Below are 26580 nucleotides of genomic sequence, written 5' to 3'. Positions count from 1 at the left end.
CCGAGCCTAAGCCATCGTCATCCTGCCGGAGCGACTTCGTCAGTCCAGACCTTGAAGCCCGTCAACGTGTTCGGGCCGAAGGTCGTGGCGATGGCGACGTCGGCTGCGTCGCGGCCACGCGCGATCAATACGCGGCCGATGCGCGGCACATTGTTGCGAGGGTCGAACATCTGCCAACCGCCTTCGAGGTAAGCCTCGAAGGATGCCGCGAAATCGCCCGGCGGCCAGGGTGGCGACGTGCCGACATCGCCCAGATAGCAGGTGCAGTAGCGCGCCGGGATGTTCAGCGCCCTGCAGAAGGCGATGGCCAGGTGGGCATAGTCGCGGCAGACACCGCGCCCTTCACGATACGCCTCGGTGGCCGTGCGCGTAACGCTGGCATCGTTGTAGTTGAAAGCGATACGCTGGTGCACAAAATCACAGATCGCCTGCACGCGCGGGGCGCCGGGTGGCGTATGCCCGAAAAGCTGCCAGGCCAGATCGAGCAGGCGGTCGCTATCGCAGAAGCGGCTTGCCAAGAGGAAGACGATGCTCTCCTCCGGCAGGCGGTCCACGGGAATCTGACCAGCGTTGAGGTTCGTGGTTTCTGGCAGGCCGCTGTCGGAAATCAGGGCATCGGCGGTAATGCGCATTGCTCCTGCCGGTGCGAGCAACCGGCTACACCAGTTGCCGAAACCGTCGCGGTACGCGCTGATTGGTACCGACGGCTCAATCCGCATGTAGTCGGGCGTCACCAGGTCCGAGAACCGGCTGAAATGCACGTTCAGCATCAAGATTAACGGGGTAGGCTGTGGAAAGTCGTAGTCGAGCTCGTAGCCGATCCGGAGTTTCACGCGATGCTTTCTGCGCGGCAAGCCGCGTCGGTGGTGATGAGTTTCCCCCTCATGCCAGTGAGCACTATGCGCGCAATCGCGGGCATGCGCCATCGACGCGACTAGACGACGTCTGACCCGCACTCGCGCCGGGCTGGTGTGCGCCACACCCAAGACCGGGCCCCATGTGCTGATCCTCGGCAAAGTGGATGATCAGCTGAAATCGCAACGCCGCTTAGTCGTTTCGACGCGTGTTGATTTCGGCCAAGTAAGAGCGCACTGCCTGCTCCGGCCCGTGCCAGGAGGCGCTGCCCTTGCCCTGCAATTCGGGCGCATCCTTCCAGCCCGGCTCGATTCCCGTCATGTCCGGCAGCAGATGGGCGATGCCTTTGTGGCAGTCGATGCAGGTCTTCTCGCCCGTCGTCAGGAAGCGGCTATGGATTTCGGCCGCGCGTCGCGTCTGCTTGGTGAAATCCATCGCGACCGAGGAGTGGCAGTTCCGGCATTCCAGCGAGTCGTTTGCCTTCAGGCGTGCCCATTCGTGTTTGGCGAGTTCGAGACGCATGTTCAGGAACTTCTCGCGCGTCGAGATCGTGCCGAAGATCTTGCCCCAGACCTCCTTCGACGCCTGCATCTTGCGGGCGATCTTGTCGGTCCAGTTATGCGGGACGTGGCAGTCCGGGCAGGTCGCGCGCACGCCCGAGCGATTGGAGAAGTGGACGGTCGACTGCAGCTCCTGAAAGACGTTGTCGCGCATCTCGTGACAGGAGGTGCAGAACTTCTCGGTGTTGGTGACCTCCAGCGCCGTGTTGAAGCCGCCCCAGAACAGCACGCCGCCGACGAAGCCGCCGAGCGTCAGCACGCCGAGCGGCAGATAGGCGCTCGGCCGGCTGATGATGCGCCAGAAGCGGACGACGACGTCCCAGCACCACAGGACGAGGGATTTGAGCCTGGCCATGATCCCGCCCCGCTATGGCTTCCGCCCGATGTCTTTGGCGTCCTGGAACCGGTTGGGGACCAGGGGCGCGACATCGGTCTGCTGGACATGGCAGGCGGTGCAGAAATAGCGCCGCGGCGTCACGTCCGAGAGCACCTGCCCGTCACGGTCCTGGAAATGGGTCACGCTGATCATCGGCGCGCCCGAGCCTTCCGTGAACTCGCGCTTGTGGCAGTCCATGCAGCGATTGGTGTTGAGCGTGAGCTGGTAGCCATCGATCGAATGCGGGATCACCGGCGGCTGCTCGGGATAGTTCCGCATGCGCCGGACGTCGTCGACAACGGGGCGGCCCAGCGCCGGCACGCGTTCGAGCGCCATCGGATTGGCGGTGCCGGTCAGGCGCGGCACGATCTTCACCGGCGCGCCCTCCTGCGAGACGGCGGCGCCGAAGGCGAGGACGAGGCCCGCCGCCAGGGCGGCTCCGAGGAAGGTCCGCGAGCGCATCAGCCCGAGACCGGAACGATCTTGACCGCGCATTTCTTGAAATCCGTCTGCTTGGAGATGGGATCGGTGGCGTCGAGCGTCGTCTTGTTGATGAGCTGGCTGGCATCGAACCAGGGCACGAAGACCACGCCGGGCGGCATGCGGTTGCGCCCGCGCGTCTCGACGCGGGTGCGCATCTCGCCGCGGCGCGAGACCACCGTGATCTCGGCGCCCTGGTTGAGCCCGCGCTTGCGGGCATCCTCCGGATGCATGAAGCAGCGCGCGCCGGGGAAGGCCTTGTAGAGCTCAGGCACGCGCATGGTCATCGAGCCGGAATGCCAGTGCTCGAGCACGCGGCCGGTGACCAGCCAGAGATCGTACTCGTTGTCGGGCGATTCCGCCGGCGGCTCGTAGGGCACGGCGATGATCCGGGCCTTGCCGTCCTTGTTGCCGTAGAACTCGACGCCCTTGCCCGGCTTCACATAGGGGTCGAGCCCCTCGCGATAGCGCCAGAGCGTCTCCTTGCCGTCGACCACCGGCCAGCGCAGGCCGCGCACCTGATGGTAAAGGTCATAGGGTCCGAGGTCATGGCCATGGCCGCGGCCGAAGGCGGCATATTCCTCGAACAGCCCCTTCTGCGCGTAGAAGCCGAAATGCTTGGCTTCGACATTGTCATATTCGGGGTCGATCTCGTTCGCGGCGAACTTGTCGACATTGCCATTGCGGTAGAGCACGTCGAAGAGCGTCTTGCCCTTGTAATTCGGATTGGCGTCGAGGATCTCCGCCGGCCAGACCTCGTCGGTGGTGAAGCGCTTCGAGAACTCCATGAGCTGCCAGAGATCGGAGCGCGCCTCGCCCGGCGCATTTACGAGCTGGTGCCAGACATGGGTGCGCCGCTCGGCATTGCCGTAGGCGCCCTCCTTCTCAACCCACATCGCGGCGGGCAGGATCAGGTCGGCCGCCATCGCCGTCACCGTCGGATAGGCGTCGGAGACGACGATGAAATTCTCGGGATTGCGATAACCCGGATAGGCCTCGTTGGTGTTGTTCGGCGAGGCCTGCAGGTTGTTGTTGACCTGGATCCAGTAGAAATTGAGCTTGCCGTCCTTGAGCATCCGGTCCTGCTCGACGGCGTGGTAGCCGGGCTTTTCCGGGATGATCCCGTGCGGGATGCGCCAGATCTCCTCGGCATGCTTGCGGTGCTCGGGATTGGTCACCGTCATGTCGGCCGGCAGGCGATGGGCGAAGGTGCCGACCTCGCGCGCCGTGCCGCAGGCCGAGGGCTGGCCGGTGAGCGAGAACGGGCTGTTTCCCGGCTCCGAGATCTTCCCCGTCAGCAGATGCAGGTTGTAGACGAGCTGGTTCGCCCAGACGCCGCGCACATGCTGGTTGAAGCCCATCGTCCAGAACGAGACGACCTTGCGCTTGGGGTCGGCATAGAGCTCGGCGAGCTGCTGCAGGAAGCCGGGCTCGACCCCGGTCAGGGCCGAGACCTTCTCCAGCGTGTAGTCCTTGACGAAGGCGGCATAGGCTTCGAAATCGATCGGCGTGGTCGCGGTGACATCCTCCGCCTTGCGCGCCTTGAGCTCGCGCGGATCGTCGGGGCGCAGGCCATAGCCGATCTCGGTCGCGCCCTTCACGAAGGTCGTGTGCTTGCCGACGAAATCGGTGTTCACCCGCCCGGTCGTGATGATGTGGTTGGCGATGTAGTTGAGGATCGCGAGGTCCGTGCCCGGCTTGAACACGATCGGGATGTCGGCGAGGTCGGAACTCCGATGCGTATAGGTCGAGAGCACCGCGACCTTCACATGCGGATGGCCGAGCCGGCGGTCCGTCACCCGCGTCCACAGGATCGGGTGCATCTCCGCCATGTTCGAGCCCCAGAGCACGAAGGCGTCGGCATGCTCGAAATCGTCGTAGCAGCCCATCGGCTCGTCCATGCCGAAGGTGCGCATGAAGGCATAGGCCGCGGACGCCATGCAGTGGCGAGCGTTCGGGTCGAGATTATTGGAGCGGAAGCCCGCCCGCATCAGCTTGGTCGCGGCATAGCCCTCGAAGATCGTCCACTGGCCGGAGCCGAACATGCCGAGCGCGGTCGGCCCCTTGGCCTTGAGCGTCGCCTTGGCCTTGGCGGCCATGGTGTCGAAAGCCTCCGCCCAGGAGACCGGCGTGAACTCGCCGTCCTTGGCGTAGACGCCGTTCTTCTTGCGCAGCAGCGGCTGGGTCAGCCGGTCGTTGCCGTACATGATCTTGGAGAGGAAATAGCCCTTGATGCAGTTCAGGCCGCGATTGACGTCGGCCTTCATGTCGCCATGGGTGGCGATGACCTTGCCTTCCTTGACGCCGACCATGACGCCGCAACCGGTGCCGCAGAAGCGGCACGGCGCCTTCGACCATTTGATCTGCAGGCTGTCGACGCCGCCGGTCACGGGCTGGGCCCCGGCCGGCACGCTCATATTGGCGGCGAGCGCGGCGACGCCGGCCGCCTGCGCCTTCAGCATCTCGCGACGGGACAGGGTCATGGGATCACTCCGGGGTCGTCGAGGGTTTCGAGGTCTTCGATCTGCTCGAACACCATGTTGGCCGAGAGCACGCCGTCGATCAGGCTGATGGCGGCCAGCCGGTCGCCGATCACGCCTGTGCTCGAGCCTTCCAGCACGATTACGATCTTGCCGTTCTCGACCCGGTGGATTTCGGTCTCGGGAAGCTCTGCGATGCGGGCGAGCACAGCCTCGACCCGCGCCGGCAGAGCCGAGACGACGGCGCTCGAAATATGATGGAAGCGCGGGCGGGGACGCTCAGCCATGGGCGGCCTCCGACGGGCGGGCACCAACGGCGACGGCTTGCGCCGGGCAGGCCGCGATGCAGGCCCCGCAGCCATTGCAGCGATCGCTCGCGATCTCCGGCAGGGCCGGACCACCGAGCCGGGCCCGGAAGCGGATCGCGCTCTCCGGACAGGCATCGCCGCAGCTCTGGCAGACGATGCCACGCTTGGCGAAGCAGTCGGCACCGACCGCAGCGACATGATCGAAGGCCGGCAAGAGCCGATCGAAGACCGGTTCCGGACAAGCCTCGGCACAGGCGCCGCAGAAGCTGCATTCGCTTGCCGCGAAGCTCAGGATCGGCCGGCTGACCGCATCGAGCGCGATGATCTGCTGCGGACAGGCCGGCACGCAGACGCCGCAGCCCGTGCAGGCCGCCGCGATCGAGGCGCTGCGCGACCATGGCGGCCGCACGCCCTCCGGATCCGGCTGCGCCGAACGTCCGGTCAGAAAACGGCGCCGTCCGAGGTCGATAGCTTGCTCGCCCATGCCTGCCTCCTCAATGCGGAGGCCCGGGTGGGCCGAAGACGAGCTGGGACATCCAGACGAGGAAGCCGTAGCCGCCGACGATGCCCACCGACAGGACCGGCCAGATCAGCACGGCCAGGATAAGGAAGGCGAAGAGCTCGGCTCGTTTTGTCGGCTTGTCGGGCGCAGCTCCCGGGCCGCCCGTCTTCGCGGTCTCGGTCGTCATCTCCGGTCCTTTCGCGTGCGGTCGTTCACAAAACGCGCCGTCACCAGATTAGAGATCGAGGAAAGAAAACCGATGTCGCAGAGCGTGTCTACTCAAATGCGAATTCTTGCGAACGTCGCGCCGCGACAATTGATCTAGCTCAAATCTGCACCGTCGACGGCCGCGGATTCTGCGCGATCAGCGAACTTCGCCTTACCCACAGGCGCCCACATGTGCGGACTGCATGAGTGGCGATGGAGCGAATGTTACCTGGCTGGCGGCCTCACAGCCCATAAGCCTCGGCGATGGACCGTGGATCGATGGTCAGCGCGAAACGCGCCGAGGTCTGGGACAGGTTGGGATTGTAGAACGGATCGCGCCCGACCGCGCTCGCCCACTGGCGGTTGAACCTGTCGAGTTCGCCGGCTTCGGGCTCGGGCCGGCTGACGGATTCGTGGTGCTCAAGGCAGGCATGGGGCGTGAACACGAAATGCCCGCCGGTATGGGCGTTGAGGCGCATGCAGAAGTCGATATCGTTGTAGTTGATCCGATAGGCCGGGTCGAAACCGCCGACCGCCAGGAAATCCGCGCGCCTGACCATCATGCAGGCGCCGGTCACGGCGCTGTAGTCACGCGGGACGACGGCCGAGCAGACCTGCCCGATCTCCGAGGCAGGGTGCAGGTAATAGGGATGCGACGGCCCCTGGCCGAGCAGCAGCACGCCTGCATGCTGGATCCGCCCATCGGGGAAGAACAGCTTCGCGCCGACGCCGGAGATGCCGTCCTGCTGGCACCACATCAGCATCTCCTCGATCCAGCCGCGCGAGATGATGCGCATGTCGTCGTTGAGCAGGAGCAGAAAATCGCCCCGGGTCGCCTCGACCAGCCGGTTGATCTTGTCCGAGAGGTTGAAGACCGCGCTTTCGTAGCGGACCAGCCGCGCGCCGAGATCGCGAAGCGTCTGTTCCAGTTCCGGAGCGAGATCGCCATTCTCGGCCACGACGATCTCGATATGCGCGTATGTCGTCAGCGCGCGGATCGATCTGATGAGGTCGAGCACGTACCAGCTTCTACCATCGTCACTGCGATAGCCCGCCGTGGGGATCGCGATCGAGACCAGCGGCTCGCCGGCGATATCGAAGCGGACGCGATGCGTGCCGGGGAGAGGACCAGGCACGACGGAACCACGATGGCGGCTGCGGTCGACGAAATCCTGCACTGCCCGCCGGGCCGCCAATTCAGCCTGCGGCTTGGCCTCGCCACCCGAGGCCGTCGACTGCGGCAGTGTGCGCCAGTGGTAGAGGATGTCGGGAACATGGACGATCTGCCGCGTCGCCGCAGCGAAGCGCAGCGCGAGGTCGTAATCCTGCGCGAAATCGTAATCCGGGCGGAAGCCGCCGAGCTGTCGCGCCAGGCTCGTCCGATAGACGCCGAGATGGCATGAGTACATGCAGGACAGGAAATAGGCCGGCGACCAGTCCGGCTTGAAGAAGGGAGCGGAGCGGCGGCCGGCCTCGTCGATCTTGTCCTCGTCCGAATAGAGCCAGTCCGCCTGCGGATGCCGGTTGATCGCGTCCGCGAAGGCGTGGAGAGCGTGCGGCGCCAGCATGTCGTCATGGTCGAGCAAGGCGATGTAGTCCCCGCTCGCCTGCGCGAGGGCGGCATTGCTGGCCCGCGCGATGCCGCCATTCACGGGCAGGAAGGTCGGCCGGATGCGCGGATCGCGGGCGGCGAATTCCCTGAGGATGCGATGCGTCCCGGGATCGGTCGAGCCATCGTCGACCGCAAGCAGCTCCCAGTCCGGATAGGTCTGCGCCAGCACGGATTCGATCGCCTTTTCGAGGAAGGCAGGCGGCGAATTGAAGGTGGGCATGATGATCGAGAAGCGTGGCCTGATCGGAAACTCAGCGGCTTTCGCGACGAAGCGCTGGCGCAGCTCCTCCGTCACCGTTCGCTTGCGCTGCCAGTGGCCATAGGCGGCAACTTCTCCTGCCGCACCTGAGGCGAGCCGCTGGCGCAGCGCCTGCCACTCGCCGCGCAGCAGCATGCCGCCGGCCCGCATCAGCTTGCGCGCGAGGACGCCGCGGCGATGCAGGTCCCTAAATTGCCCAAGCAGAGCAAATCGAGAGGGTCTTTGAACGGCGAGCGGGGACAGTGCCAGATCGTGCAGTGCGAAGCGGCAAGGCATCTCGTTCGGGTCGATGCGGAAGGCGCGGGCCGGCGCCGGCAGATCGATGATCGTGGCGATCTCGATCCTGTCGCCGCCCGTCGGGATGGCCACGCTGTCCTCGCGACGGAAACCTTCGCCGATATCGAAGTAGAGGCGCCAGCAATCCCGGCGCTGCTCGTCCGCGTCGGGGAGCGTCGCGGCGAAGCGGATGGAGAGAAGGCCGGCAGGCGCACGCTGCGGCACATAGAAATAGCAATCGAAGCCGTCGCTGCGCCAATGGCCCGCTGTTGCATCGGGGCGCAAGCTGCCTGCCGGGTGGAAAGGTTGGCCGGATTGCCGCGTCAGGACTGCACGCAGCGAGCCAAAGAAACCATGCGCGCTTGTCTCGGCGCCGTCCTGGCCGGCCGCCGTGGTCTCGATATCCGTCATGTCTTGATCCGTGTTCCGGAAAGGGGGGTCAGGCGCTGTGGTCGGGCCAGCCCGTGTCGCGCGCGTTCAGGCGTGGCGCCTGGTCCGGCCAGTCGATGCCGAAGACCGGGTCGTTCCAGCGCAGGCCGCGCGCCAGGTCGGCACGATAGGGCGCGCCCATCATGTAGAAGACCTCGCTGTCCGGCTTGAGCGTCTGGAAGCCATGGGCGCAGCCTTCCGGCACGAACAGCGCCCGCCCGCTTGCCGCATCGAGCTCGACACCGACCCATTTGCCACGGGTCGGCGAAGCGTCACGCAGATCGACCGCGACATCGAAGATCGCGCCGCGGGTGCAGCGCACGAGCTTGGCATCCGGCTCCGGCATCGCCTGGTAGTGCAGGCCGCGCAGCGTGCCCCTATGCGGGTTGAAGGACAGGTTGCACTGGGCTGGCGCGAAGCGGATGCCGTTCCCGGCGAAGACATCGGCGCAGTAGCAGCGGGCGAAATGTCCGCGCTCATCCGCGAGCGGCGCGATATCGACGATGAAGACCCCGGCGATGCGGGTTTCGGTGAGGATCACGCGAACACCTCGACTTCGGGGATCGGGACGACGAAGCGCCCGCCCCAATCGCGCAGCGACGCCATCTGCTGCATGATCTCGCCCTTGAGGTTCCAGGGCAGGATCAGCAGGAAGTCCGGCTTTTCCGCCAGGATCGCATCCGGGGACTTCACCGGGATGCGCGTCCCCGGCAGGAGCCTGCCCTGCTTGTGCGGGCTGCGATCGACGGTGAAGGCGACCAGCTCCGGCCCGACGCCGCAATAATTGAGCAGCGTGTTGCCCTTCGCCGGGGCGCCATAGGCCGCGACCCGCTTGCCCGCCCGCCTGGCATCGATCAGGAAATTCAGCAAGGCGCATTTGGCCCGCGCGATCCGCTCGGCGAAACCCGTGTAGGCGTCGATCCTGTCGAGGCTGAACGCCTCCTCCTCCCGCCGCAGTGCCAGCACCGCCTCGGAGGGCTCGTGCCCTTCGGCGCCGGCATGGCCGGCATAGACGCGCAGCGAACCGCCATGCGTCGGCAGGCGCTCGACATCGAAGACGGCGAGGCCATGCGCCCCGAGCACGCGCTCGATCGCGAGGAAGGAAAAATACGAGAAGTGCTCGTGATAGATCGTGTCGAACTGGTTCTCGACCAGCATCCGCAGCAGATGCGGGAATTCGAGAGTCAGCACGCCCTCCGGCTTCAGCAGCAATTCGAATCCGGCGACGAAATCGTTGAGATCAGGCACATGAGCGATGACGTTGTTCGCCGCGATCAGATCGGCGCTATGGCCCTGCGTCACGAGATCGCGCGCCGTCTTGCGGCCGAAGAAGCGCACCTGTGTCGGGATGCCTCGCCGCTGCGCGACGGCTGCGACATTGGCCGCCGGCTCGACGCCGAGGACCGGCAGGCCGGCCCGCTGGAAATACTGGAGCAGATAGCCGTCATTGCTGGCGACCTCGACGACCTTGCTGGCCTCCGAGAGGCCGAAACGCGTGATCATCGTCGCCGCATAACGCTCGCTATGGTCGAGCCAGCTCTGCGAGAAGCCGGAGAAATAGGCGTAGTCGCTGAAGATCGCGCCGGGCGTCTCGACATCGCGCGCCTGCACCAGCTTGCAGGCATCGCAGACGAAGACCTGCAGCGGAAAGAAGATTTCGGGTTCGGACATGTCGTCCGGCGCGACGAAGGCATTGGCCAGCGGGCTCATGCCGAGATCGGCGAAGACCGTGGTCAGGGGCGCGCTGCAGAAGCGGCATTTGCAGGGGTTCATGAGCGAAGGGCTCCGCTTTCATAGGCTTCGATATCGGCGGTGATGAGTCCGGCGGCTGTGGCTCCCAGGCGATGGCGCTGGTACCAGCGGGCGGTCAGGGCGATGGCCGCATCGAAATCGAGGCGCGGACGCCAGCCGAGAAGCTGGCGCGCCTTGCCGGAATCGAGCGCGAGCCGGCTCGCTTCATGCGGGCCGAATGCCCCACCGCTCGTCCAGGAGGCGCCATCGCCCCAGAGCCGGGCCAGCGTTTCGAGCACCGCCGCGACGGGTTGCTCGGCGCCGCTGTCGGGCCCGAAATTCCAGGCATCCGCGAAACGGCCGTCGCCTGTGTGAAGCCGCTCCGCCAGGAGCAGATAGCCACAGAGCGCGTCGAGGACGTGCTGCCAGGGCCGGGTCGCTTGCGGATTGCGCAGGGCGAGTGGCTGGCCGCCGGCGAAGGCCCGGACGGCATCCGGCACGAGCCGGTCCTGCGCCCAGTCGCCGCCGCCGATGACGTTGCCGGCGCGCACGGTTGCTATCGCGATCGGGCGGTCCAGCGAGGCCGCGAAGGAGTTGCGCCAGGAGGCCGCGAGAATCTCGGTGCAGGCTTTGCTGGCGCTGTAGGGATCATGCCCGCCGAGCGGATCGCTTTCGCGATAGGCCCAGTGCCATTCGCGGTTCTCGTAGCACTTGTCCGTGGTCGCGATGACGACGCTGCGCACGCTCGGCTGGAGGCGAACCGCCTCGAGCAGGTTCAGCGTGCCCATCACATTGGTCTCGAAGGTCAAGCGCGGATCGCGATAGGACCGGCGGACCAGCGGCTGGGCCGCGAGATGCAGCACGATCTCGGGCGCGCTACGCTTCAGCGCCGCCTGCACCGCCTGCCCGTCGCGGATGTCGCAGGCGACGCCCGGCATGATACCGTCCAGAAAGCCGAGCCGCTCGTTTTCCGCCTCGTCCTGTGCCGGCAGCGACAAGCCGAGCGGCACCGCGCCGAGCCGCGCCAGCCAGAGGCCGAGCCAGCTGCCCTTGAAGCCGCTATGGCCGGTAACCAGCACGCGCCGCCCGCGCCAGAAGCCGGGATCGGGATTCACCAGACCCGCCATGGTGCCTCGCCGGTTTCCCAGAGCTCCTCGAGGCGGCGCTTGTCGCGCAGCGTGTCCATCGGCTGCCAGAAGCCGTCATGCGGATAGGCCATCAGCTCGCCATCGCGGGCGAGGCCCTCCATCGGACCGCTTTCCCAGACGATGTCGTCGCCGGCGATCCGATCGAGAGCGTGCGGCTCCAGCACGAAGAAACCGCCATTGATGAAGCCTGAATCGCTTGCCGCCTTCTCGCGGAAACCGCTGACGCCGTTGCCGTCGAGGTCGAGCACGCCGAAGCGGCCGGGCGGGCGCACCGCGGTCACAGTGGCGGTGCGGCCATGGCTTTCGTGGAAGGCCACCAGCCGGTCGATCGGAACGTCCGAGACGCCGTCGCCATAGGTCAGGCAGAAGCTTTCGCCCTCCAGATAGGGCTTCACGCGGGCGAGGCGGCCGCCCGTCATCGTCTCCTGGCCGGTATCGACCAGCGTGACCTTCCAGGGTTCGGCCCGGCCGACATGGACGGTCATGCCGCCCTGCGTGAAGTCGAAGGTCACGTCCGAAGAGTGGAGCAGGTAGTTCCCGAAATACTCCTTCAGGAAATAGCCCTTGTAGCCCAGGCACACGACGAACTCGTTGATGCCGTAGCGCGAGTACAGCTTCATGATGTGCCAGATGATCGGCCGCCCGCCGATCTCGATCATCGGCTTGGGGCGAGAGACCGATTCTTCCATGATCCGCGTGCCGCGCCCGCCGGCCAGGATCACTGCCTTCCTGATCTTCATTGCTCGCTTCCGTGCTCCCGCCCGGGAAGGGCGCGCTTTCAGTACGTGAGAAATTTTCCCACTTACTGTTGACGTGGGAATTATTCCCACTTATTCAACCTGTCAACCCGCTGCCGCTGGTTTCTTGCGGCTCACGGCAGGCGGGAGGTGCGTTCGAGGAGATCGGCTGGTGTCAGCCCCTGCGATGCTTGTTCACGATGCGCGGTTGCGCGGCCGCCATCCCTGGCGCGGCGCGATTGCCGATGCCGCTGATGCCCTGAGCCTCGTCGAGCTCTGGCTCACCATGGGCTGGTACGATGTCCGCCAGCGCTACAGCCGCTCGGTCTTCGGCCCGTTCTGGGTGACGATCAGCCTGGCCGTCTTCGTCGCGGGGCTCGGCGTCACCTATGCCGCGCTCTTCCGCGTGCCCGTCGTCGCCTACCTGCCCTATGTCACCGTCGGCATGGTGCTGTGGTCGCTGATCACCGCCCTGCTCAACGAGGGCGCGGCGACCTTCACGGCCGCGACCGCCGCGATCAAGCAGATGCCGGCGCCGATCGGCATCCATGTCCTGCGCGTCGTCTGGCGCAACCTGATCATCCTCGCCCATAACGCGGTGATCGTCCTCGTCGTCCTCGCTGCCTGCGGCGTCAGGCCGGGCTGGGCCGGGCTCGCTGCCCTGCCGGGCCTCGCGCTTCTCCTGCTCAACGGCATCGGCTGGAGCGTGACGCTCGGCCTCGTCGGCGCACGCTTTCGCGACATGATGCCCCTCGTCGCCAACGCGACGCAGATGCTGCTCTTCGTGACGCCGGTGCTCTGGCGCGCCGACGACCTCGGCACGCGGCGCCTCCTCGCGGAGCTCAACCCGCTGTTCCACCTGATCGAGATCGTGCGCGCCCCCCTGCTCGGGGCCGGCGTCCCGATGGAGAGCTTCGTCGTCGCTAGCGGCGTCACCCTGCTCAATCTCGGTCTCGCCTTCGTCCTCTATGCGAGACTGCGCTGGCGCGTGGCCTATTGGCTGTGAGGCGACGATGAGCTCGATCCGCCTCGACCGCGTCAGCGTGCAGTTCCCACTTTATGGCGGCAGCGCCCGCTCCCTGCGCAACCGTATCGTCAGCAGCGCTACCGGCGGCCGTATCGGCTCCGACTCCAGGGCGCGGACCTGCGTCGAAGCGCTGAGCGGCATCGACCTCACGATTGCCCATGGCGAGCGTGTCGCCCTCGTCGGCCATAACGGCGCCGGCAAGACCACGCTGCTGCGCGTGCTAGCCGGCATCTACGTGCCGCAGAGGGGGCGCGTCGCCGTCCACGGCAAGATCGCGCCGCTCTTCGACATCGGGCTCGGCATGGATGGCGAGGCCAGCGGCTACGACAATATCCGCCTGCGCGGCCTCTATCTCGGCCTGAGCCGCCGCCAGATCGAAAACCGCATCGACGAGATCGCCGCTTTCACCGAGCTCGGCGGTTTCCTGGACATGCCGATCCGCACCTATTCGGCGGGCATGCAGACGCGCCTGTCCTTCGCGATCTGCACCAGCGTCGATCCCGAGGTGCTGCTGCTCGACGAGGGTATCCTCGCAGGCGATGCCGCCTTCATGGCGAAGGCGCAGATGCGTCTGGAGGCTTTCGTCGCCCGCGCCGGCATCCTCGTCCTCGCCTCGCATAGCGACAGCCTGCTCGCCAGTCTTTGCACGCGGGCGCTGCGGCTGGAGCACGGCCGGCTCGTCGCCGACGGACCGCTGCAGGACGTCCTGTCCCCTTCCCTCTCGCCATCCCCCAGGAGAATTCCGGCATGATCGACATTGCCGAAAGCCGGACGCGCTGCGTCGCCGGCATCGTGATCTATCGCCCACAATTCGAGGCGCTGCACCGCCTCGTCGCCTCCCTCGCCGACGATGTCCCGACCATCGCCATCTACGCCAATTCCCCCGTCAGCGGCGCGGAGCAGCAAGCGCTCGAGGCCGCGGCCGGCCGGGCCGAGCTCGTCGTGCTACGCCCCGGGCTGAACCGGGGGCTCGGCGCCGCCTACAACGCCCTGCGCCAGCTCGCGGAGGCGTGCGGCAGCGATTTCCTGTTTCTTCTCGACCAGGATAGCCAACCGCGACCGGGGCTCGTCAGCGCTCTCGCCGCGACCCATCGCGACCTCGCGGCGCAAGGCGAGCGCGTGGCGGTCGTCGGGCCGCAACCTGTCGATGTCGCAGGCAAGGCCATGCGGCTTTCGACGGCGGAGGCGCGGCCGCAGGAGAAGATTGCACCGGTCCGCACGCGTTTCGTGATTTCGTCAGGTTCGCTGATCCGCCTCGACGCGCTCGCCGCGATCGGCGATTTCCGCAGCGACTACTTCATCGATGCCATCGATATCGAATGGTGCCTGCGCGCCGGGGCAGCAGGCTACTCGATCTGGGTCGATCCGGCGGTTTCAATGCCGCACCAGCTCGGCCACGGGATCATCCGCCTGCCGCTCGGATTGCTCCTCACCGACCAGCCGGCACGCCGCCTCTACACCTATGTCCGCAACCAGCTCGCCATGCTGCGCCTCCCACATGTTCCGCTGTTGCACAAGGCCAAGTTCGTGGTTTCGCTGCCCGTCAGGCTCGCGGTCCACCTCGCCCATCACCGCTTCTCCCGCGATTGCGCATTTGCCCTGCTCAACGGGCTGGCCGATGGCGCACGCAACCGGCTGGGTCCGCCCGATCGCGCCCTGATCCCGTTGTGGCGCCACCACTCGCGCATTCCTCTGGCGACGCCTGCTGCAGGTTCCGCTCCTGCCGCGGGCGGGCGGCACGCGGCATGAGCCAGCCAACCATTCTGGTGCTGGGGCGCTCCGGCCAACTGGCCACAGCGCTTGCCGAACGTGGCGGCAACGACGTGGTTACTGCGGGGCGACCGGACTTCGATCTGGCGGAGCCGGATGCGATCGAACGCCTTCTCGATCGGTACCGTCCGGCCATCGTCATCAATGCGGCCGCCTATACGTCGGTCGACAAGGCGGAAAGCGAGCCGCTTGCCGCCTTCGCCCTGAACCGGGATGGTCCGGCCGCGCTGGCCAAAGCCTGCGCCCGATCCAAGCTGCCGCTGATCCATGTCTCGACCGACAGCGTTTTCGACGGGGAGCTGGATCGCGCCTATCGCGAAAGCGACACGCCCCGGCCAATCAATGTCTACGGCGCCTCCAAATATGCAGGGGAGTGCGCTGTGCTGGATGCGCTGCCCTCCGCGCTGGTGGTGAGGACGTCGTGGATCTTCGGAGGTCACGGCGCGAGCTTCGTCAGCCGCCTGTTGAGTTGGGCCAAAGGCCGCGACCGGCTGACGATCGTCGGCGACCAATATGGCAGGCCGACCTATGCCCCGGCGCTCGCCAAGGCCCTGCTGATGCTGTCATGGCGGCTGCGCGACGGGATGATGAGCGGCGGGTTGATGCATCTCGCTGGAGGAAGCCTCCTCAGCCGGGCGGAGCAGGCCCGGATCATCCTGCAGTCTGCAGCCCGACGTGGCCGGGGTATGACCGAGGTCATCGCCGTTCCATCAAGCGCTCACGCCACGCCAGCGAAGCGCCCGCTCAATGCGGTCCTGGACTGCGATTTCGCCAAGCGGCAGAGTTTAACGCTCGGACCGTTCGAGCCTGATCTCGACGAGACGCTGGACAGATTGCTTGGACCGCCCCCGGGGCGAGCCGCCTCCTGACCGCGCAAAGCGGCGTCAGCGGCCCGGACCTCCCCCGCCGGGGCCGCCACCTCCCGGCCCGCCGGCGCCGCCGGGTCCGCCCAAACCGCCTGGGCCACCGGGGCCTGCGCCTCCGGGGCCCATTCCAGCGGGACCTCCGAAGCCACCCGGACCGCCTCCTCCTGGACCTCCAGGGCCGCTCGGCCCGCCGCCGATCATGCCCGGGCCGAAGCCGTTCGGGCCAAGGGATTGCGGGCCGAGGGACTGCGGGCCCGCCGGGCCGCCACTGTTGCCCCCGCCTTCGCCATTCGTCCGGGCCAGGCGCAGGTTGCCGATGCTCGGGATCCCATCGGGGCCGATGCGGCCATCCAGAACCGCACGCACATCCTGCCAGGGCGAGAACGCGTAACCGAAAGCCTCGCTGCGAACGGCCAGGCCCGAGCCGAGCAGAAGCTGGCCATCGCCGCCGCGCACATAGCTTTCGACCGAGAAGGCGCTGCCTGCCGGAAGCGGCGAGGCCTGCGCGATATCGCTCGGACGGAAACCGCCTTTCGCGATTCGCCCCGAGACGGCCATGCGACGGCCGATGAGAGCCGGATCGGTCTCAAGCAGCTTGAGGCCGCCGATCCAGAGCCCGTCATCGTCCTGCTCGACGACGCCGATGACGCGCATGGCTTCCTTGCCGGAACGTTCGACCAGGCTGGCGACGATCGTTCCGTCCAGCCGGCGCAGGCCGCTGACGGCGACACGCTCGCCCTTCCGCCACCCCTTCGACGGCTCGCCGGGCCGCATCTGGACGGCCTGTCCGAGCACATCGATACCGTCGCGGTAGACGGCCGTGACCGGCCCGACCACCTCCCGCTCGACGGCGATGGTGTTCGTGACGAGCCCGCCGGCATCGGGCCGCGCGACGACGCGCACGACATGGCCGATGCGCAGATCACGGGCGCTGCGGACGAGGCCGTCGATGGTGACCGGCACATCCTGCGGATAGGCGATGCGGCTGTCATTGACGATGATGCTGCCGAAGCGCTGGATCGTGCCGACGAAGCCGGTGCCGCCGATACCCCGGTCGGAGCCCGAACTCCCCTCCGGCGCGAAGCCGGTGCCGCCGATCCCGACATCGCGGGGCCGCTCCGGCGCCGCGACGGCCGGACGCCAGGCCACCGCGCAGCCGAGAGAGGCCAGCAGCGCCCGGCGCGTCAATGCGAGGCGGCCGCTCATCCCTGGCTGCCCCCGACCGGAGCTTCGCCGGGGACTTCCTCACGGAAGACATAGACACCGCAGTTCCAGCGGTTATCGCCGCCCGCATCACTCTCGCAGGCGGCGTTCGCCTCGCGGTTGAGCTGCTGCAGCATCTCAAGGGCAAGCTCGCGCGAGCGCGCCTCCAGGCGTGCGGCCAGCTCGGCCGAGAGCCCGTCATAATGCACGGAGCGCTCGACGAAAGGCGGCTTGCTGGCCAGGACGTTGGCGACCGAGGCGGCGAGATGATCGTGCAGGTTCCGGCCGAAATAGTACAACTTGTCGTCGTCGCCATGCTGGGGAATGAAGGCCGCCTCGGCCAAGGCGATCCGGTCTTCGGCGTCGATTGTGACGATTCGGCGGTCGATCCATTCATCGAGCACGGCGCGGGGGCGCAGATCGCGCGTCACGGACGCCACGAGTTCCTCGAAGGAGGGCGTCCCGGCATCCGCCGTGCGCGGCAGGGGCGCCGGTGTCCCGGCTGCGTCGCAGTAGCGTGGCGAGGCCAGCCAGCGCGCGATGATTGCGCCCGTGCGCGAAACAGAAGCGGGCACCGCATTGACCGGCGCGCCGGCACCGCGCAGGCGGCTGACCTCCTTGCGATGGATTCCGGTCAGCAGGCTGACGCGGCTGTCGGTCTGCTCCTTGCCCGGCAGCGCGAAATCATATTCCGCCACATTGACGTAGAGCTCCCGGAGCAGCTGGCACAGCGCCGGAAAGGTCATCCCGGCGCGGATGCAGAGCCGCACAAGCGGGCGCAGCAGCCGCGCCAGCGGCGGATAGAGCTTCTCGGCAGTGGGGTCCTGGGCTGCGTCCGACATGTGGCGATATTTAGGCTTTTCCAATGTGGGATACAATCCCACAAATTTTCTCCCGCCCCTTGAGGCCGAGAGCAAGGTGATATATGTGGGAATAATTCCCACTAAACGAAACATCTCTCACATGACGTTCATCTCCGCCCCTTCCCGGCGATCCCGTTTCATCACGTCCTTGCGGCGTTCCGAACTCGTTGTCGCGACGAGCCGGGCCCTCTGCTGCGTGCTGGCGATGTCCGTGCCCTATGCCCTGTTCGTGATCGAGACCGTGCTGCACCCATGAGCATCGCGGCGGCCTCCACCAACGCTTCGGAGACGCACGATTCCCGCGAGGCCAAGACGCCCGGCAAGCATATCACCGCGTCCGTTCCGCGCCTGGTCGGCTATGCGCTGCTGATCGCGATGGGATTGGTGATCGCCTGGCTGCTGGTCGCGGCGGAAGCGACGCGCGAGCGGGAGGCGGGCTGCCAGCACAGCAGCTACCGCAACCCGGTGACGGGGCAACAAGCAATGCGCCCCTGCCGGGCTACGTGAGGATCGCCGCGTTGCTTCAGGCCGCGTGATCGTCCGCCGGCATGACCTCGCCGCCAAGCAGGCAGCCGACGGGCCGGCCGTCGGCGAAGCCGATCCTGACCCGGATTTCGGAGAGCGCGTTCATCGCCCGGCCCTGCAGGATGGTGACACGGCCGCTGTCGCGGGGAACGAGATCATTCTTGAGCAGGCCGAAGGCCAGCGCCGCCGCGGCGATGCCGGTCGCGGCGTCTTCCGGGTAGCCGGAGGATTTCGGGAATTGCCGGGCTTCGAAACGCCGCTCGGCCTGGTCCGCGACGGCGTAAGGGTAGAGACCGGTCGAGGCGATGCGCTCGCAGCACTTTTCGGTCAGCGCCATATCGGTCGTCAGCGCCTGCAGATGCGCGACGCTCTTCATCGGGATCAGCGTCTTGACGCGTGAGGTCACGGCATTCTGGATCGGCAGGTCGAGCAGGTCGCCGCGTGAAATCCGGAGCGTCGCGAGCACATCCTCTTCCTGCGCAAGCGTCAGGTCGACGACCTTGCCGACCGGCTGGCTGATCTCGACGGACGGGTTCTCGGACGCAAAGTCATCGACATAGCCGGTGACGGGGCCGCTGCGCGTCTCGATCCGCATCTGCCCGGCATCGAGGCGGCCGGCCGTCGCCAGGCACCAGAGGGCGCCGATCGTGGCATGGCCGCACATTTCCATCTCGTGGCGCGGCACCCAGAAGCGGAAAGTGAAATCGGAATCGGCGCCGGAGGGCGGCCGGACGAAGCCGGATTCGTGACCGTAGCGGGCCGCGATTGCCCGCATGTCGTCATCCTGCAAAGCCGCCGCGTCGATCACGATCGGACAGGGATTGCCGCCCTGCCCTTGATGCGTGAACACGTTGACCAGCCTGATCCCGTCCTGCGCCATTGCCCTGCCATCCCGTCGAAGCTGGAATCGCCCCCCACTCCGAGAGGCCAGCCACGGCTTCGCAGCAAATCGCGTTTCCCGCAACGAACCGGCGCGATCAGGCGGCGGCTGCGGCCTCGTGGCGCGATACATGGGCGATGGCGGCGCGCAGGTCTTCCAGCGTGGCATCGGCTCCGACACAGCGCTCGGCGAGATGGCGGCGGAACATGCGAGCGCCCGGGCGGCCCGGGAAAAGACCGACGAGATGGCGAGTGAAGGCATGCAGGCGCCCGCCCCGCTCCAGATGCGCGGCGAGATGCGGCTCCAGCGCCTCCAGCATGGCGAAGGCGTCTGCTACCGGCGCTTCCTTGCCGAAGAGCAACGGATCGACCTGGAGCAGGATTTCGGGGTTCTGATAGGCCTCACGGCCGAGCATCACGCCATCGAGCCTTTCCAGATGAGGCAGCCATTCCGACGGTGCCTTGATGCCGCCATTGATCGCGGTGGGCAGGTCGGGATTGGCCGCCTTCAGGCGGTAGGCGCGTTCATAGTCGAGCGGCGGGATCTCGCGGTTTTCCTTGGGCGATAGCCCCTGCAGCCAGGCCTTGCGGGCATGGACGATCAGGGCATCGACGCCGGCCGCGCGCACCGAAGCGGTCAGCGCATCGAGCGCGGCTTCCGGGTCCTGATCGTCGACGCCGATCCGGCATTTCACCGTGACGGGAATCGAGACCGCCGCCTTCATCGCCGCAACGCAATCGCCGACCAGCGCCGGCTCACGCATCAGGCAGGCGCCGAAGGCCCCGCCCTGCACACGGTCCGAGGGGCAACCGCAGTTCAGGTTGATCTCGTCATAGCCGAAATCGGCGCCGATCTTCGCGGCTTCCGCCAGGAGCTTCGGGTCATTGCCGCCGAGCTGAAGCGCGAGCGGATGCTCGACGGTGTCGAAACCGATCAGCCGCTCGCGATCTCCGCGGATCACGGCCTGCGCCGTCACCATCTCGGTATAGAGCAGCGCATGGCGCGACATCAGGCGGTGGATCACCCGGCAATACCGGTCCGTCCAGTCCATCATCGGCGCCACGGAGAAGCGCCAGAAGCTCGCTGCGCGATCAGCTTCGGTTGTCGGGATTTCTGCGTTCAACTCTCGGCCTGCCGGTGCCTGATTGCGGTGGTGCGTCGTCGCCAGATAGGCCGCTCCCGGCGTCAAACGACGCCCACGCGGCGAAACTGCGGCGTATATGGCGCAAATCGCCTCGACGCGCGAGGGGCACGGCGAAAAATCCGGTTTCCGCCCCGTTCGAACCGCCGCCACAAGCCCATGGAACCGTGCCGCCGGGCTGCCGGTTGGAAGGGATGGAGGCTGCCTGTCGCAAGCCTTTTCCGAATGGCGGCGGCACCCGAAAGGCGGAGTAGCACATGGCCGAGGCTCCGCGTGTTTCGCGCCGCTCCCGCATGCGGCAGTTCTTTCGCATCGCGTTGCGCTACTGGCGCGGCAGGGCGCGCTGGCAGGCCTGGGGGCTGACAGCCGCCGTCCTGATCTTCATCGCGGCGCAGACGGCCAGTGCCGTCGGCATCAACCGCTGGAACCGCTGGTTCTTCGACGCGCTCGAAAAGCGCGACGTCGAGGCGGTCTGGGCGACGACCGGCTGGCTGCCCTTCCTCCTGGCGGCTTCCGCTCTCTCGGTTTCCGGCCTCGTCGTCAGCCGCATGCTGCTGCAGGTGCGCTGGCGCGAGAACCTGACGCGCCGCCTCGCCGGCTGGTGGATCGCCGATCAGCGCTATTATCGCCTGGGCTTCCTCTCCAAGAAGATGACCGCGCCGGAATACCGGATCGCCGAGGACGCCCGGCTCTCGATCGAGCCGCTCGTTGAGCTTGCAATCGGCCTGATCAGCGCCTTCGTCACGGCCGCGACCTTCGCCGCGATCCTCTGGCAGGTCGCTGGCTCGGCCGAGTTCACGCTGGGTGGAACCACGATCGTGATCCCCAGCTATATGGCGGTGGCGGCGGTGGTCTATGCCACGATCGCCTCGCTTGCGGCCTATCTCGCCGGCCGCCCCCTCGTCGCCCGCGTCGCGCACAAGAACGAGATGGAAGCGCAGTTCAGGGCCGAGATGACGCGATTGCGCGAGAATGCCGAGAGCATCGCGCTGATCAAGGGCGATGCCGACGAACGCAGCTCCGCAGGCGAAAGCTATGGGCGCGTCGTGGCGGCCTGGTTCAGGATCGTGCGCCAGCAAGGCGTGATCGCGCTGGTGCTCAACACCAATGGCGCGCTGTTCCCGATCGTTCCTCTCCTGCTGATCGCTCCGAAATTCCTGGCCGGCGCGGTGACGCTCGGTGCCGTCGTGCAGGTCGTCGCGGCCTTCAGCGCGGTGCAGGCCGCCCTGATCTGGTTCGTCGACAATTTCGTGCGGCTGGCGGAGTGGTTCGCCTCGGTCACCCGCGTCGACGAACTGGTGGAGGAGCTGGAGGCGCTGGATATCGGCACGATCATGGAGAAGGACGAGCAGATCGCGCTCGGCGAGAGCGATGACGGCGCGATCCATCTCGAAAACCTGTCCATCGCCCATAGCAACGGCCGCGTCGTGCTGGCCGATGCCACGGTCTCCATCCCGCAGGGCGCGAAGGCGCTGATCGCGGGCGAGAGCGGCTCGGGCAAGAGCACCCTGCTCCGGGCGCTCGCCGGCATCTGGCCGTGGGGCTCAGGCACGATCCGCGTGCCGTCCGGCCAGACCATCGCCTTCGTGCCGCAGAAGCCTTATCTGCCGAAGGGCAACCTGCGCACGATCCTGCTCTATCCGGACTCGGACCGCGTCGTGGCCGAGGAGGCGATCACAGCGGCGTTGCAGCGCTGCGGGCTGGGCTACCTCGCCAAGAAACTCGATGTCGAGGAAGAGGATTGGGACCGCATCCTCTCCGGCGGCGAGCGCCAGCGCGTCGCCTTCACCCGCCTGCTGCTGCAGAAGCCGGATATCATCGTGATGGACGAGGCGACCTCGGCGCTCGACGAGGAAAGCCAGGCCTCGCTGCTCAGCCTGTTCGACGAGGAACTCGCCGAGGCGACGCTGATCAGCGTCGGCCACCGGCCGGGCCTCGAGGACTATCACGATCAGAAGATCACGCTGGAGCGCCGGCCGGCCGGCGCGCACATGACGTCGCGACGCCTGCGGAAATCGCTCTGGCGGCTGTTCAGGAGCCGCAGCGCCGCCAATGAGGACGGGCGCCCGGAAGCCTAAGTTAAAGACGACCGGGCGGCGCTCGTAGGGAGCGCCGCCCGGTCTCGTTACCGCTTGGCGCGGGCGACGATCTGCGTCGGGTTGACGAAGCGCAGCGCGATGACGAGCCAGATCAGCGTGGTGACCATGTAGATCACCGCCATGGCGTCGATCGACTGGACCGCGCGGACACCGGCGGCGAAGACCGCGTAGTAGAGCGCGACGACCAGCGTCTGGCTGGTCGGGCCGGCCGTGAGGAAGGTCAATTCGAACATGGCGAGCGTCCTGACCAGCACCAGCAGCAGCGCCGCGAGGATGCCGGGCATGAGCAGCGGCAGCAGCACATGCACGAAGAGCTTGAAGGTGTTGGCGCCGAAGACGCGCGCCGCCGCCTCAATCTTGGTGTCGATCTGCTCGATGAACGGGATCATCACCAGGATGACGAAGGGCACCGTCGGCACGAGATTGGCGAGCACGACGCCCGACATCTGGCCGGCGAAGCCGGTCTGGTAGAGCACCGTCGCCAGCGGGATGCCGAAGGTGATCGGCGGCACCAGCAGCGGCAGCAGGAAGAGCAGCATGACGAGCTTCTTGCCCGGGAAGTCGCGACGGGCCAGCGCATAGGCTGCGGGCACGCCGATCAGGCCGGAGAGCGCCACCACCAGGAAGACGATCTGGAAGGTGACAAGCAGCACGTCATAGAGCTGGAATTCCGCCCAGGCGGCCGCATACCAACGCGTCGTCCAGCCGGCCGGCAGCCAGGTGCCGAGCCAGCGCGTCGAGAAGGACGAGGTCACCACCGTCGCGATCATCGCGAAGAGGTTGACGATGAAGAAGCCGATCAGCGTCCAGTTGGCGGCCGCCCAGAGCTTCGTCGAGAGACGGGTATCCTTGACCATGAGATCAGCCCTTTCCGCCGCCGGCCGGGCCGCGATACAGCATGCCGCGTGCGGCCAGAACGACGACGACGATGGTGAGCTGAACCACGCCCATGATCATCGCGACGGCCGAAGCCATGGAGTAATCGTATTCCTCGAACGCCGCCTGATAGGCCGCGATCGAGATCACGCGGGTCGGCCCCGAGGGCGCACCGAGCAGCACGGCCGAAGGGAAGACCGAGAAGGCCTGCACGAAGCTCAGGCAGAAGGTGATCGCAAGCCCCGGCAGCAGCAGCGGAAACAGGATGTGCTTGAAGCGATCCCACGGCCCTGCCCCCAGCGTCGCGCCCGCCTGCTCCAGCGCCGGATCGATGCCGGAGAGATAGGACAGCGTCAGCAGGAAGGTGAAGGGGAAGCCAGTGATGACCAGCGAGAGCATCACGCCCCAGTAGTTGTGCAGCAGCTTCACCGGCGAGGAGATGATGCCGAAGGTCATCAGCACGCGGTTGAACCAGCCCTGCGGCCCGAGATAGTTCAGCAGGCCCTCGGCGACGAGCACCGTGCCGAGCGTGATCGGGATCACCAGGATCGTGGTCAGCAGGCGCTGGTTGCGCATCAGGCGGACGCGGAAGGCAATCGGGATCGCCAGCAGCAGCGTCGCGATGGTCACGGGAAGCGCGAGCCAGAGCGTCGTCGCGATCGTCCCGTAGAGGAAGCGATCCGAGAAGAAGCGCTGGTAGTTGGCGAAGATGCCGCCCTGCTTCGGCTCGAAGGACAGGAAGAGCCCGTAGAAGAACGGGTAGATGAACAGCGCCAGCAGGAACAGGACCGCCGGCAGGACGAGCAGCGTCAGCCCGTCGAGCCCGCGTGCCGCCAGCCGCTGCTTCAGCGGAATGGAGGAGATGTCGGTGCTCACGCCGCCGCTCCATAGACGAGGACGCGGTCGGGGTCGGCGGCGAGGGTCACGGCCTCGCCCGGCGACAACTTGTCATGGGCGAGGAAGGACAGGTCGGTGCCATCCGCCATGCGGGCGAAGCCGACGAATTCGCGGCCGCGGAACTCGGTCGAGACGACCTGCGCCTTGAGGCCGGGCTGGCCGGAAGCGACCGGGTGCAGGTCCTCCGGGCGGATCGCCAGATAGCCGTCGGCACCGGCTGACACCGCATCGCGGGCACGGCCGGAGAGCTGCGCATCGCCGACCGTGACGGCCGCCTTGCCGTCTCCGACCGAGGCGATCTTGCCCTTCACCTTGTTGCGGAAGCCCATGAACTCGGCGACGTCGAGATGGTCCGGCCGCATGAACAGGTCTTCCGGCGTGCCGACCTGGCGGACCTGGCCGTCGCGCAGCACGACGATGCGGTCGGCGAGCGAGAGCGCCTCTTCCTGGTCGTGGGTGACGTAGATCGTGGTGGCGCCGAGCGTGTTGTGGATGCGGCGGATCTCGGCGCGCATCTCCAGACGCAGCTTGGCGTCAAGGTTCGAAAGCGGCTCATCCATCAGCACCAGCGGCGGCTCGACGACGATGGCGCGGGCAATGGCGACGCGCTGCTGCTGGCCGCCGGAGAGCTGGCCGGGCAATTTCTCGGTCTGGCCCTGGAGACGCACCAGTGCCGCGGCCTCGGCGACACGCTTGTCGATCTCGGCGCGCGGCAGGCCGCGCATCTTCAGGCCGAAGCCGATATTCTTGTTCACGCTCATATGCGGGAAGAGCGCATAGCTCTGGAAGACCATGCCGAAGCCACGCTCTTCCGGGCGCAGCGGATCGATGCGCTTGTCATCGAGCCAGATGCCGCCGCCGGTCGCCGGGAGCAGGCCCGCGATCAGGTTCAGCGTCGTCGACTTGCCGCAGCCGGACGGACCGAGCAGCGCGATGAACTCGCCCTTGCCGATCGTCAGCGAGACGTCCTTGAGCGCGTTATGGGTGCCGAAGTCACGGCTCAGACGGTCGAGCCGAAGCTCGCGGAACGAGGCTGCGTTGATGGTCATGGCTTCCGGATGGATCTGAGAAACGGGATCGGAACGGCAGGCGGCGGGCTTCGGCTTGGTCCGAAACCCGCCGCTGCAATCGCAATTACTTCTTCTTGGCGCCGCCGACCTGCTCGTCCCAGATGCGGAAGGCGATCACCATCTTGTCGGGGTTGAGCGGGGTTTCCATCGGGTTGTCGGCGATGAGCTTCTCGTATTCGGGCCGGCCGAACTCGGCGATCGCCTTCTGGCTGGAAGCCGGCGCCATCGAGAGCGGGACGTCCTTCACCGCCGGGCCCGGATAGAAATAGCCCTCGTCATAGGTGAAGGCCTGCTGCGCGGGCGTCAGCATGTGGCGGATCAGGTCGAGCAGCACGTTGAGCTTCTCGTCCGAGACGCCCTTCGGGATCATCATGTACTGGGCGTCGGTGACCCAGTGGAAGCCCTTCAGCGCCTGGATCTTGGCTTCCTTCGGCACGATGCCGAGCACGCGCGGGTTGATGTCCCAGCCCGTCGTCGAGACGATGATGTCGCGCGAGCCGTCGCCGAGCTCCTTCATCGTCTGGCCGGTACCGCCCGGATAGTACTCGATGTTCTCGCCGAGCTCCTTGAGATAGGCCCAGGTCTTGTCCCAGCCCTTCTCGGGATCCTTCGGATCCTTGTCGCCGAGGAGATAGGGCAGGCCCATGATCCAGGTGCGGCCGGGGCCGGAATTGGCCGGGCGGCCGTAGAAGAAGCGGTTCTTGTTCTGCTTGGTCCAGGCCAGCAGCTCCTCGGCCGTGGTCGGCACCTGCTTGACGCGGTCCGGCATGTATTCGAGCAGCGGGCCGGAGGGGTAATAGACCATCGCCATGGCCTGGCCCTGCCCGAGATTATGCATGGCGAGCGCCGGCTTGAGATAGATATCCTCCGGCTTCGGCAATTCGGCCTGCAGGCGCGGCAGCAGATCGACCCAGAGCTTCTGGTCGATGCCGGCCGAGAGCACGTCCAGGCCGCCGATGACCATGTCGATATCGAGGCGGCCGGCGTTCTGCTGGGCCTTGATCTTGGCCGGCAATTCGGGCGCCGGGGCCTTGGTGAAGACCATGCGCGAGACGGCCTTGGGATTGGCCTTCGGATAATTCTCCAGCGGCGTCTGGACCAGGGCGAGCGCCCCGCCGACGTCGATGATGCTGATCGTCAGCGGCGAGGCCGGCAGCTTGAGCTGCTGCGCGAAGACGCCGGGCGCATGCACTGCTGCGCCGAGGCCGGCAACGCCACCAATGAAATGACGCCGATTGATGCTGTCGTGAGCCATGATTTCTCCTCCAGATGTGGATGCCCGCTTACGAGCTTTATTATGATGTGCAGGCCCGACCGCCCCGATCCGGCCCCTGCCCTCGCCCCGGGAACCTGCCAAGTTGACGCAGCCCCCGGTTGATCAGTATCCTAGTATACTAGTCGTC

At 66.7% G+C, this 26580-nt stretch carries 27 protein-coding genes; 7 read left to right on the top strand and 20 right to left on the bottom strand.

All coding sequences use genetic code 11. From position 1 onward, the window contains the following. Positions 1–17 precede the first annotated feature (17 nt). From AC07NY_RS15620 to rfbF, 12 genes are all read right to left on the bottom strand, one after another. Positions 18–833, bottom strand: coding sequence for a transglutaminase-like domain-containing protein (locus AC07NY_RS15620; RefSeq protein ID WP_494584583.1), 816 nt, complete (start codon positions 831–833; stop codon positions 18–20). Between the two features lie 214 nt (positions 834–1047). Then, positions 1048–1770 (bottom strand): cytochrome c3 family protein, encoded by a 723-nt coding sequence (locus tag AC07NY_RS15615; protein WP_492283981.1) that lies wholly within the window; start codon positions 1768–1770, stop codon positions 1048–1050. 12 nt (positions 1771–1782) lie between these two features. Continuing rightward, a complete protein-coding gene (locus AC07NY_RS15610) occupies positions 1783–2286 on the bottom strand; it encodes a nitrate reductase cytochrome c-type subunit (protein WP_494584582.1) in 504 nt (167 codons plus the stop codon). Then, positions 2253–4754, bottom strand: coding sequence for a periplasmic nitrate reductase subunit alpha (gene napA / locus AC07NY_RS15605; RefSeq protein WP_494584581.1), 2502 nt, complete (start codon positions 4752–4754; stop codon positions 2253–2255). The genes AC07NY_RS15610 and napA overlap by 34 nt, the downstream gene beginning before the upstream one ends. Then, a complete protein-coding gene (locus AC07NY_RS15600; RefSeq protein ID WP_492283984.1) occupies positions 4751–5038 on the bottom strand; it encodes a chaperone NapD in 288 nt (95 codons plus the stop codon). Before AC07NY_RS15600 ends, napA begins: the two co-directional genes overlap by 4 nt. Beyond that, on the bottom strand, positions 5031–5543 hold the full coding sequence (napF, locus tag AC07NY_RS15595) for a ferredoxin-type protein NapF (protein WP_494584580.1): 513 nt from the start codon (positions 5541–5543) through the stop codon (positions 5031–5033). The genes AC07NY_RS15600 and napF overlap by 8 nt, the downstream gene beginning before the upstream one ends. A 10-nt stretch (positions 5544–5553) precedes the next feature. Beyond that, a complete protein-coding gene (napE, locus tag AC07NY_RS15590; protein WP_492283986.1) occupies positions 5554–5748 on the bottom strand; it encodes a periplasmic nitrate reductase, NapE protein in 195 nt (64 codons plus the stop codon). Positions 5749–6010: 262 nt separating this feature from the next. Beyond that, positions 6011–8326 (bottom strand): glycosyltransferase family 2 protein, encoded by a 2316-nt coding sequence (locus AC07NY_RS15585; RefSeq protein ID WP_494584579.1) that lies wholly within the window; start codon positions 8324–8326, stop codon positions 6011–6013. A 28-nt stretch (positions 8327–8354) separates the two neighbouring features. Continuing rightward, a complete protein-coding gene (rfbC, locus tag AC07NY_RS15580; protein WP_494584578.1) occupies positions 8355–8885 on the bottom strand; it encodes a dTDP-4-dehydrorhamnose 3,5-epimerase in 531 nt (176 codons plus the stop codon). Further along, positions 8882–10117: a methyltransferase domain-containing protein gene (locus AC07NY_RS15575; protein ID WP_494584577.1), complete on the bottom strand. Its 1236-nt coding sequence runs from the start codon at positions 10115–10117 to the stop codon at positions 8882–8884. Before AC07NY_RS15575 ends, rfbC begins: the two co-directional genes overlap by 4 nt. Beyond that, positions 10114–11202, bottom strand: coding sequence for a CDP-glucose 4,6-dehydratase (gene rfbG, locus AC07NY_RS15570; protein WP_494584576.1), 1089 nt, complete (start codon positions 11200–11202; stop codon positions 10114–10116). Before rfbG ends, AC07NY_RS15575 begins: the two co-directional genes overlap by 4 nt. Beyond that, positions 11187–11963 (bottom strand): glucose-1-phosphate cytidylyltransferase, encoded by a 777-nt coding sequence (rfbF, locus tag AC07NY_RS15565; protein WP_494584575.1) that lies wholly within the window; start codon positions 11961–11963, stop codon positions 11187–11189. The genes rfbG and rfbF overlap by 16 nt, the downstream gene beginning before the upstream one ends. Positions 11964–12132: 169 nt before the next feature. Between rfbF and AC07NY_RS15560 the strand changes: the two genes are divergently transcribed. From AC07NY_RS15560 to rfbD, 4 genes are read left to right on the top strand one after another with little or no spacing between them, the layout of a single operon-like run. Continuing rightward, positions 12133–12966, top strand: a complete 834-nt coding sequence (locus AC07NY_RS15560) for an ABC transporter permease (RefSeq protein ID WP_494584574.1) — start codon at positions 12133–12135, stop codon at positions 12964–12966. A 7-nt stretch (positions 12967–12973) separates the two neighbouring features. After that, positions 12974–13738 carry an ABC transporter ATP-binding protein gene (locus AC07NY_RS15555; RefSeq protein WP_494584573.1) on the top strand — a complete coding sequence of 255 codons (765 nt, stop codon included), beginning with the start codon at positions 12974–12976 and terminating at the stop codon, positions 13736–13738. Next, on the top strand, positions 13735–14736 hold the full coding sequence (locus AC07NY_RS15550) for a glycosyltransferase (protein WP_494584572.1): 1002 nt from the start codon (positions 13735–13737) through the stop codon (positions 14734–14736). The genes AC07NY_RS15555 and AC07NY_RS15550 overlap by 4 nt, the downstream gene beginning before the upstream one ends. Next, positions 14733–15626, top strand: a complete 894-nt coding sequence (rfbD, locus tag AC07NY_RS15545; RefSeq protein ID WP_494584571.1) for a dTDP-4-dehydrorhamnose reductase — start codon at positions 14733–14735, stop codon at positions 15624–15626. The genes AC07NY_RS15550 and rfbD overlap by 4 nt, the downstream gene beginning before the upstream one ends. Positions 15627–15641: 15 nt before the next feature. On the opposite strand, the gene AC07NY_RS15540 is transcribed toward rfbD, so the two are convergent. Further along, a complete protein-coding gene (locus tag AC07NY_RS15540) occupies positions 15642–16829 on the bottom strand; it encodes a DUF5666 domain-containing protein (RefSeq protein WP_494584570.1) in 1188 nt (395 codons plus the stop codon). Then, positions 16826–17668 (bottom strand): DUF6502 family protein, encoded by an 843-nt coding sequence (locus AC07NY_RS15535; RefSeq protein WP_494584569.1) that lies wholly within the window; start codon positions 17666–17668, stop codon positions 16826–16828. The genes AC07NY_RS15540 and AC07NY_RS15535 overlap by 4 nt, the downstream gene beginning before the upstream one ends. Before the next feature lie 121 nt (positions 17669–17789). On the opposite strand from AC07NY_RS15535, the gene AC07NY_RS15530 reads away from it, so the two are divergent. Then, positions 17790–17945, top strand: coding sequence for a hypothetical protein (locus tag AC07NY_RS15530; protein WP_492283998.1), 156 nt, complete (start codon positions 17790–17792; stop codon positions 17943–17945). Continuing rightward, the gene (locus tag AC07NY_RS15525) at positions 17942–18196 is read left to right on the top strand and encodes a hypothetical protein (protein WP_494584568.1); all 255 of its coding nucleotides are present in this window, start codon (positions 17942–17944) and stop codon (positions 18194–18196) included. The genes AC07NY_RS15530 and AC07NY_RS15525 overlap by 4 nt, the downstream gene beginning before the upstream one ends. A gap of 16 nt (positions 18197–18212) precedes the next feature. On the opposite strand, the gene AC07NY_RS15520 is transcribed toward AC07NY_RS15525, so the two are convergent. Next, positions 18213–19094 carry a PhzF family phenazine biosynthesis protein gene (locus AC07NY_RS15520; protein ID WP_494584567.1) on the bottom strand — a complete coding sequence of 294 codons (882 nt, stop codon included), beginning with the start codon at positions 19092–19094 and terminating at the stop codon, positions 18213–18215. Between the two features lie 97 nt (positions 19095–19191). Further along, entirely contained in the window at positions 19192–20217 is a 1026-nt protein-coding gene (gene dusA / locus AC07NY_RS15515; RefSeq protein ID WP_494584566.1) for a tRNA dihydrouridine(20/20a) synthase DusA, read from the bottom strand. A gap of 275 nt (positions 20218–20492) precedes the next feature. On the opposite strand from dusA, the gene AC07NY_RS15510 reads away from it, so the two are divergent. After that, positions 20493–22313, top strand: coding sequence for an ABC transporter ATP-binding protein/permease (locus AC07NY_RS15510; RefSeq protein WP_494584565.1), 1821 nt, complete (start codon positions 20493–20495; stop codon positions 22311–22313). A gap of 47 nt (positions 22314–22360) precedes the next feature. Here AC07NY_RS15510 and AC07NY_RS15505 read toward each other — a convergent pair whose 3' ends face one another. The 4 genes from AC07NY_RS15505 to AC07NY_RS15490 form a co-directional block, all read right to left on the bottom strand. After that, positions 22361–23191 carry an ABC transporter permease gene (locus AC07NY_RS15505; protein WP_336814929.1) on the bottom strand — a complete coding sequence of 277 codons (831 nt, stop codon included), beginning with the start codon at positions 23189–23191 and terminating at the stop codon, positions 22361–22363. Between the two features lie 4 nt (positions 23192–23195). Further along, the gene (locus AC07NY_RS15500; RefSeq protein WP_494584564.1) at positions 23196–24086 is read right to left on the bottom strand and encodes an ABC transporter permease; all 891 of its coding nucleotides are present in this window, start codon (positions 24084–24086) and stop codon (positions 23196–23198) included. Further along, positions 24083–25150 (bottom strand): ABC transporter ATP-binding protein, encoded by a 1068-nt coding sequence (locus tag AC07NY_RS15495; protein WP_494584689.1) that lies wholly within the window; start codon positions 25148–25150, stop codon positions 24083–24085. Before AC07NY_RS15495 ends, AC07NY_RS15500 begins: the two co-directional genes overlap by 4 nt. Before the next feature lie 91 nt (positions 25151–25241). Continuing rightward, on the bottom strand, positions 25242–26432 hold the full coding sequence (locus tag AC07NY_RS15490) for an extracellular solute-binding protein (protein WP_492284004.1): 1191 nt from the start codon (positions 26430–26432) through the stop codon (positions 25242–25244). Positions 26433–26580 lie beyond the last annotated feature (148 nt).

The organism is Allobosea sp. GW821-FHT09G06 (assembly GCF_059416005.1).
Note: the sequence above shows the minus strand (reverse complement) of the source record. Positions and strands in the feature narration are given on the sequence as shown.